Origin of the sequence: Pseudomonas sp. 1D4 (genome assembly GCF_001728925.1) — a bacterium.
GTDB classification, from domain to species: domain Bacteria; phylum Pseudomonadota; class Gammaproteobacteria; order Pseudomonadales; family Pseudomonadaceae; genus Metapseudomonas; species Metapseudomonas otitidis.
In genome coordinates this window covers 18,928-32,617 of record NZ_LXJQ01000024.1, presented here as the reverse complement: position 1 = coordinate 32,617, position 13,690 = coordinate 18,928, and the positions used below count along the sequence as shown (strand labels likewise).

At 67.1% G+C, this 13,690-nt stretch carries 15 protein-coding genes; 7 read left to right on the top strand and 8 right to left on the bottom strand.

The window, feature by feature from the left end; all coding sequences use genetic code 11:
* Positions 1-113: 113 nt before the first annotated feature.
* Positions 114-392 (top strand): hypothetical protein, encoded by a 279-nt coding sequence (locus A7D27_RS13955; RefSeq protein ID WP_069565244.1) that lies wholly within the window; start codon positions 114-116, stop codon positions 390-392.
* A gap of 410 nt (positions 393-802) precedes the next feature.
* Positions 803-2,101, top strand: a complete 1,299-nt coding sequence (locus tag A7D27_RS13950) for a phospholipase (RefSeq protein ID WP_069565243.1) — start codon at positions 803-805, stop codon at positions 2,099-2,101.
* A 25-nt stretch (positions 2,102-2,126) separates the two neighbouring features.
* On the opposite strand, the gene A7D27_RS13945 is transcribed toward A7D27_RS13950, so the two are convergent.
* The gene (locus A7D27_RS13945; protein ID WP_069565242.1) at positions 2,127-2,825 is read right to left on the bottom strand and encodes an RNA pseudouridine synthase; all 699 of its coding nucleotides are present in this window, start codon (positions 2,823-2,825) and stop codon (positions 2,127-2,129) included.
* Positions 2,826-2,870: 45 nt separating this feature from the next.
* Entirely contained in the window at positions 2,871-5,231 is a 2,361-nt protein-coding gene (locus A7D27_RS13940; protein WP_069565241.1) for an LTA synthase family protein, read from the bottom strand.
* Positions 5,232-5,473: 242 nt separating this feature from the next.
* On the opposite strand from A7D27_RS13940, the gene A7D27_RS13935 reads away from it, so the two are divergent.
* Together A7D27_RS13935 and A7D27_RS13930 are read left to right on the top strand one after the other, a co-directional pair.
* Positions 5,474-6,313 (top strand): S1 RNA-binding domain-containing protein, encoded by an 840-nt coding sequence (locus A7D27_RS13935; protein ID WP_069563302.1) that lies wholly within the window; start codon positions 5,474-5,476, stop codon positions 6,311-6,313.
* 178 nt (positions 6,314-6,491) lie between these two features.
* Complete coding sequence (locus A7D27_RS13930; protein WP_069563303.1) at positions 6,492-6,761, top strand: DUF3509 domain-containing protein; 270 nt, start codon at positions 6,492-6,494, stop codon at positions 6,759-6,761.
* 75 nt (positions 6,762-6,836) lie between these two features.
* On the opposite strand, the gene A7D27_RS13925 is transcribed toward A7D27_RS13930, so the two are convergent.
* The 3 genes from A7D27_RS13925 to A7D27_RS13915 form a co-directional block, all read right to left on the bottom strand.
* Entirely contained in the window at positions 6,837-7,151 is a 315-nt protein-coding gene (locus A7D27_RS13925; RefSeq protein WP_069565240.1) for a hypothetical protein, read from the bottom strand.
* Between the two features lie 190 nt (positions 7,152-7,341).
* Positions 7,342-7,857, bottom strand: a complete 516-nt coding sequence (locus A7D27_RS13920) for a DUF4124 domain-containing protein (protein WP_069563305.1) — start codon at positions 7,855-7,857, stop codon at positions 7,342-7,344.
* A gap of 69 nt (positions 7,858-7,926) precedes the next feature.
* Positions 7,927-8,856 (bottom strand): DMT family transporter, encoded by a 930-nt coding sequence (locus A7D27_RS13915; protein ID WP_069565239.1) that lies wholly within the window; start codon positions 8,854-8,856, stop codon positions 7,927-7,929.
* A 121-nt stretch (positions 8,857-8,977) separates the two neighbouring features.
* Between A7D27_RS13915 and A7D27_RS13910 the strand changes: the two genes are divergently transcribed.
* Positions 8,978-9,910, top strand: coding sequence for a LysR substrate-binding domain-containing protein (locus A7D27_RS13910; protein WP_069565238.1), 933 nt, complete (start codon positions 8,978-8,980; stop codon positions 9,908-9,910).
* 44 nt (positions 9,911-9,954) lie between these two features.
* Here the strand turns inward: A7D27_RS13910 and A7D27_RS13905 are convergent, their stop codons facing one another.
* Positions 9,955-10,164: a cold-shock protein gene (locus A7D27_RS13905; RefSeq protein ID WP_044413549.1), complete on the bottom strand. Its 210-nt coding sequence runs from the start codon at positions 10,162-10,164 to the stop codon at positions 9,955-9,957.
* Between the two features lie 292 nt (positions 10,165-10,456).
* Between A7D27_RS13905 and def the strand changes: the two genes are divergently transcribed.
* Entirely contained in the window at positions 10,457-10,996 is a 540-nt protein-coding gene (def, locus tag A7D27_RS13900) for a peptide deformylase (protein WP_069565237.1), read from the top strand.
* A gap of 31 nt (positions 10,997-11,027) precedes the next feature.
* A complete protein-coding gene (locus A7D27_RS13895; RefSeq protein ID WP_069565236.1) occupies positions 11,028-12,566 on the top strand; it encodes a ComEC/Rec2 family competence protein in 1,539 nt (512 codons plus the stop codon).
* A 1-nt stretch (position 12,567) separates the two neighbouring features.
* Here A7D27_RS13895 and A7D27_RS13890 read toward each other — a convergent pair whose 3' ends face one another.
* Both A7D27_RS13890 and A7D27_RS13885 read right to left on the bottom strand, forming a co-directional pair.
* Positions 12,568-12,903: a DUF2025 family protein gene (locus A7D27_RS13890; RefSeq protein ID WP_044413557.1), complete on the bottom strand. Its 336-nt coding sequence runs from the start codon at positions 12,901-12,903 to the stop codon at positions 12,568-12,570.
* 140 nt (positions 12,904-13,043) lie between these two features.
* Positions 13,044-13,586 carry a hypothetical protein gene (locus A7D27_RS13885; protein WP_069565235.1) on the bottom strand — a complete coding sequence of 181 codons (543 nt, stop codon included), beginning with the start codon at positions 13,584-13,586 and terminating at the stop codon, positions 13,044-13,046.
* Positions 13,587-13,690 lie beyond the last annotated feature (104 nt).

Here is a 13,690-nt window from a genome sequence, read left to right as displayed (position 1 = left end):
GCTCATAGACTGTGGTTCAACGATGTTTAGAAGGTAAATTATTTACCTTCTGGATAAAATATATACCTTATGAGGTGCAAGGTAAATATTTTACCTTGCATTGGTAAGAACTAATGGGATTAACACAGGATCGAGTTATAGCTTTGGTTCATATGCTGGGGCACCGAGCAGTCGCCGATGCAACAGGCCTCAAGCCGGAAAGGCTCAAAACGATCCGTTACAACAAAGATGCGCAGGTGAGAACGAACGAGCTGGACGCCATTGCAGACGCCTACCAGCAGTACAGCCTTTGGTTGCGGACAGGCGAGATTGACCTGAACCGTGGACAGATCAGCCCGGAATACGTCGAAGAAGAATCAAAATTGGCAGATGAAGACGCGGGCAATAGCTAACAGCAGAAGTGTCCCTTCACCCCACGCGAATACGCCGCGCAACTGGCCGAGGAGCGCCTGGCCAGCGGTCGCGACCCCAGCGGCAACCTGGATGCGCTGAAGATGCGTGCCGCGGACTACTAGGCCCTGCTGCTGGAGATACTCGGCAGCAGCTTGCCGGCGCATCTGCAGGTGCGTAAGCAACTGAGCGAGCGCGGCAGTGCGGCGCTGGGGCCGGAGGTGTTCTACACCCTGGCCGACCAGGCGGCCAGGGCCTGAGTCTCAGTAGTTCGGTGGGGTTCCCCTACGAGATGCAGCGACCGATTTGGTGAGTCGCCTGTCCTGCCTGGACAGTGCTCCGGCGTTCCTTCGATTGTTACCCTTGCGTGACGAGCGCCCCGGCAAGAGGGCGCCCCAGACACGGAGATGCAATGAAACGCCTGCTGCTCGCCCTCTGCGGCCTGATCGCCTGTTCGCCGGCCACCTTGCTGGCCTGGTCCAACCATTCCCTCGGCACCTGGCTGGCCCTGGCCGACCTGCCCGAGCTGCGCCAGGCCGAGCCGGTGCCGGTGGAGCGTCTGGAGGACTTCCTCGCGGCCGAGGCGGTGGCCTTGCAGCAGGTGCTGGACGAGCAGGAGGCGCGCGCCCGCGAGGAGCTGCCGGACTACCCGGCCCGGCCGGACAGCCTGCGCTGGACTGCCGATGGCGGCGGCGACCGGCGTCGCGCGTTCCTCATGGCGCTGCGGGTCAGCCCGGAGATCCGCCTGGCGTATTTCGTCCAGGCGCTGCCGGGGCTGGAGCTGCCGGCGGCCAAGGTGCTGCCGGCCCAGGACGTGCTGGTGTTCCGCAAGCTGAGCCTGTGGAACGAATGGCGCTTCCTGGCGGTGGAGCCGGGGGAGCGGGTCAGCCCCCGTGCGGTTCTCGCCAGCGCGGCGGACGAGCCGGACTATGGGCACGACATCAACCTCTTCTCGGACAACCCCGGCGAGGTCGGCGCACTCTACGGCTTCGGCCCCCAGCCCTTCGGTGACGCGCGCTTCGAATATTCGTCCCAGGCGCCATTCCACATCGGCTACTACCACGAGTCGGCGGTCATCTATCAGGCCGCGCCGTTCCTCGCCCGTACCTACCCGGAGCTGCGCGTGCGCCAGTACATGGCGCTGGCGCGGCTGGCGTTCGAGAGTGGCCACCCGTATTGGGGCTACCGCTTTCTCGGCTGGGCGCTGCACTACGTGCAGGACCTGACCCAGCCCTACCACGCCAAGGCCCTGCCCGGTGAAAACACCGCCACGCTGATGTGGACGGCCGTGCAGGCGGCACTGGGCGATACCTCGGGCAAGGAGGCGGCCATCGAGCGGGTGGCGACCCGCCATACGGAAGTGGAGAAGTACCAGGCCGACTGGCTGCGCCGGCTGCTGCGCGAGGGGCGCAATGACGACCCGCTGCTCAGGGCCTATGCGGACACGTCGGACGACGACCGCTACCCGCCGTTCGGCCCCGGCTACCTGCAGGACGTGGTGGCGCGGGAGTCCTATGAGGCGGCGGACGAATTCGACGAGCGCATCGGTCTGTGGCTGGCCGGTGCCCAGCCGGGGCAGGGTTTCAGTGCCGGCAATCAGCTCAAGCCGGCGGAGACCGATCCGGCGCTGAACGAGGTGCTGGTGAAGCTGATCCGGCATTTCGCCGGGCACACCCGCAACCTGGTGAAGACCACCCTGGACAATCCATGAGCCGGCGGGCCATTGGCCCGCCGCTTCAGAACTTCTCGCCGGGCAGCAGGTAACGCCACTGCCCCGGCTGCAGCCGTGCTGCCGAGACACCGCCCAGGCGCAGGCGCCGCAGGCCCAGCAGTTCCAGGCCGAGGTGCTCACAGATCTGCCGCAGTTGGCCGGGGCGCGGGCTCTTCAGGGCGATGCGCAGGCGGTTCTCGCTCTGCCAACTGACCTTGGCCCGGGGCAGAGGGCGCCCCTTGTGCTCGACCCCGCGAGCCACGCGCGCCAGGTGTTCGGCATCGGCTTCGCCGCGTACGTCGACGGTGTATTCCTCTTCCAGCGGACGCTCGAAACGCAGGGTGACGCCGTGGGCCTGGGTGAAGATCACCAGGCCGCTGGCCCGGGTTTCCAGCGGGGCCATCTGCGTCAGGCGGGAGAAGTGCTTGCGCAAGGTGCGCTCGCCGGCCTGCTCCGCCGCCAGGTTGGCCGGCACCAGCAGGGCGCGGGCGCCTTCCTCGTCCACGCCGGCGGGCTTGTGCAGCAGCAGGGTGACGGGCGGCACCGGCGTCGGCTTGGCGTCGGGATGCAGGTTGATGACTTCGTCGGTCACCCGCGCGTGGGGTTCTTCCACCACCTGGCCGGCGACGCTGACCCAGCCGTTCTCGATGTACAGCTCGGCGTCGCGGCGCGAGCAGGGCAGCAGCTCGGCGAGGCGCTTGGAGAGGCGGATGGGGTCGGTCATGGTGCGGGCTCCTGTGGCGGGGCCCGCATTGTCCCCGGTGCGCGGTCAGCGCACCAGGGTTTCCGGCTCGGCGTCGACCGGGAGCAGTTCGGGCAGGGCCTCGGACTCGGCTTCCGCGCTGCTCTCCAGGTCGCTGTCGGCCGTCTCCGGATGACGGGCGAACAGGTTGAGCACACGGGCGAGGCCCTGGCGCTCAGGGGCGGCGCCTGCCACCTGGCTGGCAGCCTCCGGTGCGGCCGGCGGGTTCGGCAGCGGCTGGGTGACCACCTTGAAGTTGCTGATCTCGATGGTGCCGCGCCCTTCGGCCAGCAGGTGGAAGGAGAACGCCTTGCGCGCCTCGGGGTTGTCGAAGGCGAAGTGCAGGGTCACCGGCTTGCCGCGCTTGAGCAATGGCAGCTCGGGCATGCCCACGGCCACGTCGCGCTCGAACTCCTTGGTCTTGAGCAGCAGGCGGGCGCCCTTGGTGTCCATGGCGTGGACCTTGATGGTCAGCTCCACCTCGGTGCGGGTGTTCTTCGGCAGCTCCAGGTACTGGGCGCCGATCAGGTTGTCGGCCCAGTCGTCCTTCACCTGCTGCTTCAGGCGGATGCGCTCGCGGGTGGCGAACTGGTATTCCTGGCCCACCTGGCCGCCAACCAGAGACTGGTCCAGCAGGGTGCTGCGGGCGGCCACCTGGCGGGCTTCGCGGCCGCTGAAACGGCCGTCGAAACGGGCCTGGTCGGCGATGAAACCTTCACTGCGGTAGCGCCGGCAGACCTGCTGGAAATCGCACTCGACGAAGTGGTCCTTGCCGTCGTGGTAGCGCAGCATGCCGTTGGTGTAGGAGATCATCTCGCGGCCCTGCTCGTAGTCGCGGAACAGCGAGCGGCCGGCCAGGCTCAGCGGTACGCGGTAGCCGAAGTAGTCGAGCACCGAGGCGGTCAGGTCGACGTGGCCGTAGACGCCCCCCTTGATCGGCGGCAGGGCCGCCTGCTCGGGGGCCAGCACCAGGTTGAAGCCCCAGGCGGAGGCCAGGCGCACCTGATCGATGCCGTGGGATTCGTCGGAGGTGATGATGACCAGGGTGTCCTTCAGCACGCCCTGCTTCTCCAAGCCGCTGAGGAAGGCGTCCACGGCATCGTCCAGGTAGGCGATGGCGGCGCGCTTGGCGTCCGGGTAGCGGGCCAGGTAGTCCTCCGGCGCCGAGTAGGGCTGGTGGGTGCCGACGGTGAGCAGGGTGAGCATCCACGGCTTCTTCTGCTTGCGCAGTTGCTGCACGTAGGTCTGCGCCCCCTCGAAGAAGGCCTTGTCGTCCATGCCCCAGGGGAATTCGAGGTAGGGGGTGTTACGGAACCAGTCGCGGCCCTGGGTCTTGTCGAAGCCCATGCGCGGCATGATCTTGTCCTTGGCCATGAAGCGCAGCCCGGCCCCCTGCAGGAAGTGGGTGCTGAAGCCGTGCTGGTGCAGTTGGGCCGGCAGGCAGTCCTGGGCGCGGGTGGGGTTGTTCAGCAGTTCCAGGCCCTTGGGGGTGCCGGAGTCGAGCTTGCTGTAGTCACCGCAGAGCATGGCGTAGAGGCCGCGGATGGTCTGGTGGCTGTGGAGCACGTAGTCCGGCGTGGTCATGGCGCGTTCGGCCCACTGGCTCAGGCGCGGCATGGGCGATTCGGCGTAGTGGCTGTTGATGGCGGCGCGGTTGGCGGCGATGTAGGCCCCCGGGATGCCTTCCAGGGTGATCACCAGGACGTTGCGCGCCTGGCCGGGGCCGGCCAGCAGCGGGGTGCCGTCGAGGTCCAGGCGGGCCAGGCCGGCGATGTCCGGCGGACTCTCCGGCTGATCCCCGGCGAGCCAGTCTTCCACGGCCATCTGGCCGCTGCTGAGGGCGCCGGCGAGCAGCTTGTGGGGCAGGTTGAACTGGCGCCATTGGTCCGCTTCGCTGGGACGCAGGTACTGCAGGGTGGCGTGGCCGGCCAGCAGGGTCAGCGGCACGGCCAGCCAGGCACGACTCGGGCGTTTGGCCGGGCGATGCCAGGCGAGCAGGGCGGCGAGGATGCCGATGGCCAGCGCGCCGGCCAGCCAGGGGTAGGTCAGCCCGCCGCCCTGGGTGGAGTGGCCGACGAATTGCGGGTCCAGCAGGTACTTGAGGTCGCTCGGCTCGGGCATGCGTCCGACTGCGCTCACCAGCTCGGCCGTCCCCAGCATGATCAGCGCCCAGAACAGCATCACCGGCAACGCCACCCAGCGCGGGCGGCCATAGAGCAGCGCCACCAGGAGGCTGCCGAAGGCCAGGTCGGAGCCGTAGCCGAAGCCGAAGCCGAAGCCTTCGCTCCAGCCGAGCAGTGCACGGCCCGCCAGCGGGATGCCAATGAACAGGACGATGAGCAGGATCAGGTGGAGGGGAGCAGACAGCCAGCGGCCGATGGTGCGCACAGGAACTCCTGAGATAGGGCAGCGAGAATCCGAAAATCGGGCAAATGTTTCAATTCGGACACGATTCTGAAACATCATTGTGCTACCGGCCAGTAGACAGCGCCGGCAATGCGGAATTCTCCGCATCAAGGTGTTTCAGCGAGGCGGCGACGGACGGCCTGGCGAAGCCGTCGAGCAGTGTGCGTGGCCCCGTTGCGGTGGGCCCTGTAGAATGCGCGCCCTGTCAATTCGAGGTACGCGAGATGGCCCTGATCGGTCGATTCAACAGCCTGCCGGTGGCCAAGCACACCGATTTCGGTCTCTATCTGGACGGTGGTGCGGAAGGCGAGATCCTCCTGCCCCGGCGTTATGTACCCAAGGACCAGCCCTGCGAAGTGGGTGACTGGCTCAACGTGTTCGTCTACCTCGACAGCGAGGACCGTCTGATCGCCACCACCCAGAAGCCCAAGGTCCAGGTGGGCGGTTTCGCCAGCCTGAAGGTGGTGGAGATCAACCGCATCGGCCTGTTCCTCGACTGGGGCCTGCCGAAGGACCTGCTGCTGCCGCACTCGGAAGAGAAGCGCCCGCTGCAGGTGGGGGATTACTGCGTGGTGTACGTCTACCTCGACCGCTCCCGCCGCATCACCGCCACGGCCCGGCTGGATCGCTACCTGGACACCACCCCGGCCACCTACAGCGTCGGCCAGGAAGTGGACCTGCTGGTGGTGGAGCAGACCGACATGGGCTTCAAGGCCATCATCGAGGACCGCCACTGGGGGCTGATCCACCGCAACGAGGTGTTCAAGTTCCTGCGCAGCGGCATGCGCGAGAAGGGCTACATCCGCGAGATCCGCCCCGACGGCAAGATTGCCCTGAGCCTGCAGCCGCAAGGGCAGGCCGCTTCGTCCGACCTCGCCGAGCGCATCCTCGAGCGGCTGCGCGCCGAAGGTGGCCGCCTGGCATTGAGCGACAAGAGCCCGCCGGAGGTGATCGCCCAGATGTTCAACGTCAGCAAGGGCAACTTCAAGAAGGCCATCGGCGGCCTCTACAAGCGCGGCGAGATCGTCATCCACGAGGACGGCATCGAGCTGGCGCGCCGCTGAATCGCATCGTGCATTTCGCCCGGCCATTTTCTGTTGATCGGGCGAAATGCACGGTAATGCGTCGGACTTATTTTGCCAACGCATTGATTTTATTGAGTTTTCACTTGTCTAAAGGCTGGCACGCTGCCTGCAGGGTTCCCTGTCAGGAAAAATTTTGCCCCTTGGAGAGTGAAACGCTATGGGTCTCGACATCAAGCAGTTGGCCAAGGCCTTTCCCGACTACGCGCTCAGCGCCCAGCGCCGCCCAGACGGTGGCTACGTGGTGGTGCTGGAGAAGGACGACGCCCGCTTCCAGCGCGTGGTACCGGCGCTCAAGCAGCCGGCTCAACTGGAGCTGATCATCGCCACGCTGCGCCGCGATATCGCCCTGGAACTGGGCGAGGTGCCGCCGGTGGAGTCGTTGCGCAACCTGCACAGCACGCCGTTGCCGCGCTACTTCGGCGTCTGATTTCCATATGGCAGAACGCCGGCCCGGGTCGCCCCGGGCCGGCGTTCTCGCGTCTGCACTGGAGGCTGGGGTGGGTCAGGTTTCCACGCCGGCGGGCGGCATCATGGCGTCGCCATCCTTCGGGCGTTCGCCCTCGGCACGGGGTGGTTGCTCGGGCTGTTCTCCGGGCTGTGCCTTGAGCCATTCGCGGGTGGCCTGCTGCGCCTTGTCCACTTCCTTGTTCACCTGGTCCACGGTGTCGCTGATGGCTTCGCGGGCCAGTTCCTCGGCGGCTTCGCGGGTCTTCTCGGCGAGGCGGTCGGCCGACTCCTGAGCCATGTCGCAGCCAGCGAGAGTGAGCAGCAGGGTGCTGCCGAGCAGCAGGGAGGAGAGGCGGGAACGTATGGGCATGGTTGGGCTCCGTGGGACTGGCCGCAGATCGGGCCGTTAACGCTCGGCATGATCGGTCAGTCCGAGCCCGGCGTGAACGCCCCGGGCGCAGGGAAACTGTGAGCGGAGATGACAGGTGAAACGACCCCGGACCCCCAGCGGCGACTCTATGGGGTCCGAGGCCTGAGGCCGCCGGTCATCGGCCTCGTTGTCACTGACCCGTGCCCGTGCTCGATGGTTCCCCGGCGGTCGACGAACTGCTGTTGGGGGATGGGGCAGGGCTCTGCTGGCGCTGGCGGGCTTCGCGCTCGCGTTGCTGGCGCAGTTCCAGCTCCATGCGTTGACGGCGCATTTCGTAGTCGCGGTCGTAGCTGTCCTTCTTCTCGCGCTCGGCGCGCTCGCGCATCTCGTTGACCCGCGCATCGCGGTCGCTGGCGGCGCTGTCGCCGACCACGGTGACGCGAGCACCGCGCTGGGGTGGGGGCGAGCTGGCGGCGGGCGCGGCAGGTGCAGCCGCATGGCTGACAGGGGGCGACACCACCAGGGGCGGCGGAGGCGGTGGCACATCGCTGGGGGGCGGCGCTTCGCGCATTTTCGTCGCCTGGCCTTCAGTGGCGGGGCAGGGCACGGCGGAGTAGCTGACAGCGCCGTCGTTGCCGACGCATTTGTAAACGGCCGCCTGCGCCAGCATGGGCAGCAGGCAGAGGCCGAACAGGGCCGATCTCAAAGTGCATCCCTCACTTCGTCTGAAACGGCCGACAGGCTATCAGCCCTTTTTCCTGACCGATAGGTGCAATCAGGTGCTGTGCGTCACGCGCCGACGCGCCAGGACGTCGCGCAGCAGCTCGGCGCCGGTGACCAGCAGCAGGCCGCCCAGCACCAGCAGGCCGCCGAAGATGAAGGATGAATCCAGCGACTCGCCGAGCATCAGCACGCCGAAAACGACGCCGAACAGCGGGGTCATGAACGACAGCATCGACAGGCGCGAGGCGAGGTAGCGGCGCAGTAGCCAGAACCACCCCAGGTAGCTGATCAGCGCCACCACCACCACCTGGAAGCCGAGGCTGAGCAGGGCGCGCTCGCTAGGGACCAGGCCCAGGCGGCCGGTGGCGGCGGCCACCGCCAGCAGGACCACGCCGGCGACGCCGAGCTGGTAGAAAAGCGTCTTCACCGGGGCGGCTTCCGACAGGCACGAGCCCCGGATAAGCACGGTGGTGGCACCCCAGGCGATGGCGGCGCAGATGCCCAGCGCATCGCCGAACAGGCTGCCTGCGGCATTCCCCGGCTTGCCGAGAAAGGCCAGGGCGATGCCGCCGAAGGCCACCAGCACGCCCAGCCACTGCACCGGCGACAGGCGTTCCTCGGGGAGGATCAGGTGCAGCCCCAGGGCGGCGAAGATCGGCGCCGTGTAGAGAAACACCGCGATGTGGGACGCGCTGGTACGGACCAGCCCTTCGGAGATGAAGAAGAACTCCAGGGTGAACAGCAGGCCGACCCCGAGCCCCGGCAGCAGGGTGCCGTCACCGAAGGCACAACGGCCTTCCCGCCACAGGGTGATGATGCCCAGCACCAGCGCGGCGATGCCGGAGCGGATGGCCAGTTGCAGGACAGGCGCCACATCCTGTTCCACCAGCTTGATGGAGACCTGCTGGAAGCCCCAGACGATGCAGAGCAGCAGCATCAGGCCGCAGGCAAAAGGGTCCAGTGGCAGGCGTGTGGGTCTCATCGATGACTCGCAAGGCAATGGCCGCAGAGGTGGGCCGGAAGGGCGGCAGGATGGCGAGCGGGCGCCTTGCATTCAAACGATGTTTTGTCATCATGCTTTGACTTCAACTCAAAGCACCCCCATGCGCACACCATCCCTTGTCGCCCTGCGCGCCTTCGAGGTTGCCGCCCGCAGCCGCAACTTCACCGAGGCCGCCCATGAGCTGTCGGTCACCCCAGGCGCTGTCAGCCGGCAGATCCGCCTGCTGGAGGAAGAGCTCGGGGTCAGCCTGTTCGACCGTACCCGCAACACCGTCACCCTCAATGACAACGGCCGGCGCCTGGCTGCCACCGTGTCCCAGGCGTTCGCCCTGCTGGCCGAGGGGGCGGCGGCCCTGCGGAGCAGGCCCGAAGGGCCGCTGCAGGTCAGTTGTGCGCCCTCCATCGCCTCCCATTGGTTGATGCGCCGGCTCAACCAGTTCTCCGGCACCCACCCGGACATCGCCCTGAGCCTGGAGGCCACCGAAGAGCTGGCGGACCTGGAACGCGGCGAGGCCAGCCTGGCGATCCGCTTCGTCACCGAGGGCACCGCGCTGCCCGCCAGCGAGCTGCTGTTCCGTGAGGTGTTCTTCCCGGTGTGCAGCCCGGCCTACCTGGAGGCCCATCCGGTCCGCGAGCCGGCTGATCTGGTGGGCGCGCGGCTGGTCCATGCCCATTGGAAGAGCGCCAGCAACCTGCGGATTCCCGACTGGGGGGACTGGTTCGAGCGCTATGTCGGCGCGCGTGTCGATACCTCGGCCGGCATCCGCTTCGGCCTGATCGGACATGCGATACAGGGCGCGGTGAATGGGCAGGGCTTTGCGTTGGGGTCGACGGCGCTGGCGGGGGATGACATCGCGCAGGGGCGGCTGGTGCTGCCGTTCGGTGAGGCGTGTCGCTTGTCGACACCCTGGGAATACCGCCTGGCCTGGAGCCGGAAGGGGCAGCCCAGCGAGCGGCTACGCCGGCTGATCGACTGGCTGGTGGCCGAGGCTCGCGCCAGTACGCACATCAGCGAAGCCAAATCGCAGGCATGAAAAAACCGGCCCGAGGGCCGGTTTTTCCGGAAGACGGTCGGTGATCAGATCACTTGGACTTCGTCTGCCTGCATGCCCTTCTGGCCCTGAACGGCTACGAAGGAAACCTTTTGGCCTTCCTTCAGAGTTTTGAAGCCGTTGGACTGGATGGAGCGGTAGTGGACGAACAGGTCCGGGCCGTTGTCAGTGGTGATGAAGCCGAAGCCTTTCTCATCGTTGAACCACTTGACGGTGCCAGTTTGACGATCAGCCATTTGGAGTAACTCCTTGAACAAAGTTGACACGGCGAGGACTTTCCACGCCGGACTGAGCGCAAAGAGTACAAATCGAAGCTTGGAACATGGATCGATTTACGTCACACATGCAGCACAGTGGGCAACACCATACCCGTCATTTCGGGGATTGCCTACCGTTTTTTAGCGCGGCGTTGAAAGACCCGTTTGCGCCCCTCGGCGAGGTGCGTTGCAAAGCCGTTTCAACCCTTGCCAGCGGGCGCGTTTGCAGGCTTCATCGAGCCCCTCCAGCCACCGTTCCGGAATGCCCGAGATGATCCGCGAAATCCTCCGCATGGGTGACCCGCGTCTGCTGCGCATTGCCCCGCCCGTGCCTGACGAGATGATCGGCAGCGCCGCCCTCAAGACGCTGATCGACGACATGTTCGAAACCATGCACCACGTCGGCGGCGTCGGCCTGGCTGCCCCGCAGATCGGCGTCGACCTGCAACTGGTGATCTTCGGTTTCGAGCGCAGCGAGCGTTACCCCGATGCCCCGGCCGTGCCGCCGACCATCCTCCTCAACCCGGTGATCACGCCCCTGGACGAAGCCCGCGAAAGCGGCTGGGAAGGCTGCCTCTCGGTGCCCGGCCTGCGTGGCTGGGTGCCGCGCTACCGGGCCATCCGCTACCAGGGCATCGATCCTGACGGCCAGCCCATCGACCGCGCTGTCGAGGGCTTCCACGCCCGTGTCGTACAGCATGAATGCGACCACCTGATCGGCCGGCTTTACCCCTCGCGCATCGAAGACTTCACCCGCTTCGGCTTCACCGAGGTGCTGTTCCCCGGCCTCGATCCCACGGCCGACGACTGACCCGCCCAACACGCCCGGAAGGAGCCCGAGCATGACTGCCCAGCACGCCATCGCCGTCGACCTCGCCAACGTCTACGACAGCCCGGAACGCAACACGCTGCTCTACACCCTCGCCTGGGGGGATTTCGTCGAGGTGCTGGAGGTGACCGAGCGGCATGTGCGCATCGCCACCCACACCTACGAGGAGCGCCCCGACGGCAGCATCCTGCCCGTCGCCACCGAGGCCTGGCTGGTGCCGCCGCGCTCGGCCCGACGCCGCGATGGCAAGCCGCTGCGACCGGCCGACCTGGTCATGCCACGCACGGAAAGCCGGGTGCTCAAGGTCAACTTCGTCGACGTGCAGCAGGGCGATGGCGCGGTGATCGAGACCCCGGGCGGGCAGGTGATGCTGGTGGATGGCGGCGACAACCAGATGTTCGCCCGCTACCTGGCCGCTCGCTACCGTGGCTCCTCGGCCGAGGCGCCCAAGGTGATCGACTGCATCCTCGTCACCCACGGCGATGCCGACCACTTCTCCGGTCTGACCCAGATCCACCGCTCGGAAACCAACGCCGAACCGCGCAAGCGGCTGTTCATCGAACCCCGGCGGATCTACCACAACGGCCTGGTCAAGCGTGCCGCCAAGGGCCGCAAGGAAATCGAGCAGCTCGGCCCCACCCGCCAGGCCGGTGACGCCCTGCTGGTGTCGCCCCTGCTGGACAGCCCCCTGGACGTACCGGCCGAGGTGATGAACACCGAGTTCCGCGCCTGGCGCAAGGCGCTGGAAGCCTGGTCCAGCCGGGCCCGCCAGCCCATCGAGTTCCGTCGCCTGTCCTTCGGCCAGCACGATGCCTTCGACTTCCTCCGGGAAGAAGGGGTGGACATCCAGGTACTCGGCCCATTGCCGGTCGGCGAAGGGGCCGACGCCGGCCTGCCGTTCCTCGGTGCGCCACCCGCCGGGCCCCGTGTCGGCCATGACTCGCTGGAAACGGCGCCCACCGGCTTCTCCGGCTACTCCGCCTCCCACACCATCAACGGCCACTCCGTGGTGTTCCGCCTGGCCTATGGCGGCTTCAGCTACCTGTTCTGCGGGGACCTCAACGACGAAGCCGGACGCACCCTGGCCCGCCAGCATGATGCCGGGCAGGTCAACCTGCGTTCCGAAGTGTTCAAGGTGCCGCATCACGGCTCGGCGGATTTCTCCGGCGCGCTGTTCAAGCGGGTGTCCCCGGTGGTCAACGTCGTCTCCAGCGGCGACGACCCGATGAACGAGTACATCCACCCCCGCGCCACCCTCATGGGCGCCCTGGGGCGGCATTCACGGGTCGAGGAGCCGCTGGTGTTCGTCACCGAACTGGTGGCGTTCTTCCGCATGGAGGGCTGGGCCCGACTGACCGATGCCCAGAAGGCCGAACGCCGTGGCGATTTCTACGCCTTCAGCCGGACCGCCTACGGCCTGGTGAAGACCCGCACCGACGGCCAGCGCCTGCTGGTCTACACCGACAGCGGCAAGGCCAACCTCAAGGAAGCCTATTGCTACCAACTGGACGAGGCCGGCGAGCCGCGCCCGGTGCCGGTGCTGAAGGCCTGAGTCAGGCCTCCAGGCAGCCCCGCAGGCGACGCTCGGCGGTGATCTCGGGCAGGTCGCGGCGGCGCATGTACACCCGCAGCGGCTCGCTGATGTTCAGGCGCTCGTCGATGTTCTGGTCCAGCAGCAACTGGATCAGCTCGCGCTTGAGGGTCATGGTGTGGTCGGTGTGGGGCTGCCAGACGAATTCGCTGGCCGGCATGATGCTGTCGTTGTCCACGTCCATGCCGAAGGAGTCCTCGCTGAAGCGCACGATGTGGTGCCCGGTCTTCAGGTTGAAGCCGACGAAGCCCTGCAGCTGGTCGGCGGCGGCGCAGATGCCGCTGGAAGTGATGCTCATGGGTAAACCTCGCTGGAAGGTCCGCAGGACCGGATCGGGTCTACACGCGCAGGCGAAGGGCGCCGGTCTGGCGCCGGGCTCCGGGGGCGGATTGTGCCGCAGGTGTCGGCGAGGTGGGGCTGGGCGTATTGCCGCAGGCCTCAGCGCCCGCTGACCTGTGCCCCGGCCGGGTTGGAGCGGTCCACCAGGGTGTTGACCACCGCCAGGGCCTTCTCGAAGGACGGGTAGCCGCTCTTGGCCACGTCCAGGTCGGCGTAGCGCGCCCGGTACAGCTCCGCACGCAACGGGTCGGCCTCGGTGGCCAGGAAGGGTTCGGACCAGATCTTGTAGAGCAGGGCGATGGCGTGGGGGTGCTTGCGTGCCGCCGCCTTCTCCAGCAGGTCGAGCACCTCTTCCAACTGCGGGCCCTCGTTGATCAGCAGCACCGCCTGGTAGAAGGGCACCTCGCCGCGCGTATCCCCCGGCTCCGCCCGCTTGAGCAGCGCGCCGGCCAGCTCGTAGTTCTCCGGGTCGCCTGCCGCGATCAGCAGCTTGGCCTGCAGCATGTCGTTCTGGTAGAGCAGCTTTTCGTCGCGGCAGGCCTCGCCGGAAAGCGGCTCGTCGCAGGACTGGCCGGCGCAGCCGGCGAGCAGCAGGGTCAGGCTGAGCAACAGGGTGCTGAAGCTGAAGCGGGTCACGCGCATGGGGCGTCCTCGGGTCCGGGTGCCGGGGTTGAGCGTTCGGCTGCACATGGCGGGGCCGGTTCGGCCCGGCCCCGAGGCGCAAGCATAGACGCCCGGGCCGCGCA

Coding starts and splice junctions, on each gene's coding strand:
- A7D27_RS13955 (WP_069565244.1), top strand. CDS start 114: ATGGGATTAACACAGGATCGAGTTATAGCTTTGGTTCATATGCTGGGG.
- A7D27_RS13950 (WP_069565243.1), top strand. CDS start 803: ATGAAACGCCTGCTGCTCGCCCTCTGCGGCCTGATCGCCTGTTCGCCG.
- A7D27_RS13945 (WP_069565242.1), bottom strand. CDS start 2,825: ATGACCGACCCCATCCGCCTCTCCAAGCGCCTCGCCGAGCTGCTGCCC.
- A7D27_RS13935 (WP_069563302.1), top strand. CDS start 5,474: ATGGCCCTGATCGGTCGATTCAACAGCCTGCCGGTGGCCAAGCACACC.
- A7D27_RS13930 (WP_069563303.1), top strand. CDS start 6,492: ATGGGTCTCGACATCAAGCAGTTGGCCAAGGCCTTTCCCGACTACGCG.
- A7D27_RS13925 (WP_069565240.1), bottom strand. CDS start 7,151: ATGCCCATACGTTCCCGCCTCTCCTCCCTGCTGCTCGGCAGCACCCTG.
- A7D27_RS13915 (WP_069565239.1), bottom strand. CDS start 8,856: ATGAGACCCACACGCCTGCCACTGGACCCTTTTGCCTGCGGCCTGATG.
- A7D27_RS13910 (WP_069565238.1), top strand. CDS start 8,978: ATGCGCACACCATCCCTTGTCGCCCTGCGCGCCTTCGAGGTTGCCGCC.
- A7D27_RS13905 (WP_044413549.1), bottom strand. CDS start 10,164: ATGGCTGATCGTCAAACTGGCACCGTCAAGTGGTTCAACGATGAGAAA.
- def (WP_069565237.1), top strand. CDS start 10,457: ATGATCCGCGAAATCCTCCGCATGGGTGACCCGCGTCTGCTGCGCATT.
- A7D27_RS13895 (WP_069565236.1), top strand. CDS start 11,028: ATGACTGCCCAGCACGCCATCGCCGTCGACCTCGCCAACGTCTACGAC.
- A7D27_RS13890 (WP_044413557.1), bottom strand. CDS start 12,903: ATGAGCATCACTTCCAGCGGCATCTGCGCCGCCGCCGACCAGCTGCAG.
- A7D27_RS13885 (WP_069565235.1), bottom strand. CDS start 13,586: ATGCGCGTGACCCGCTTCAGCTTCAGCACCCTGTTGCTCAGCCTGACC.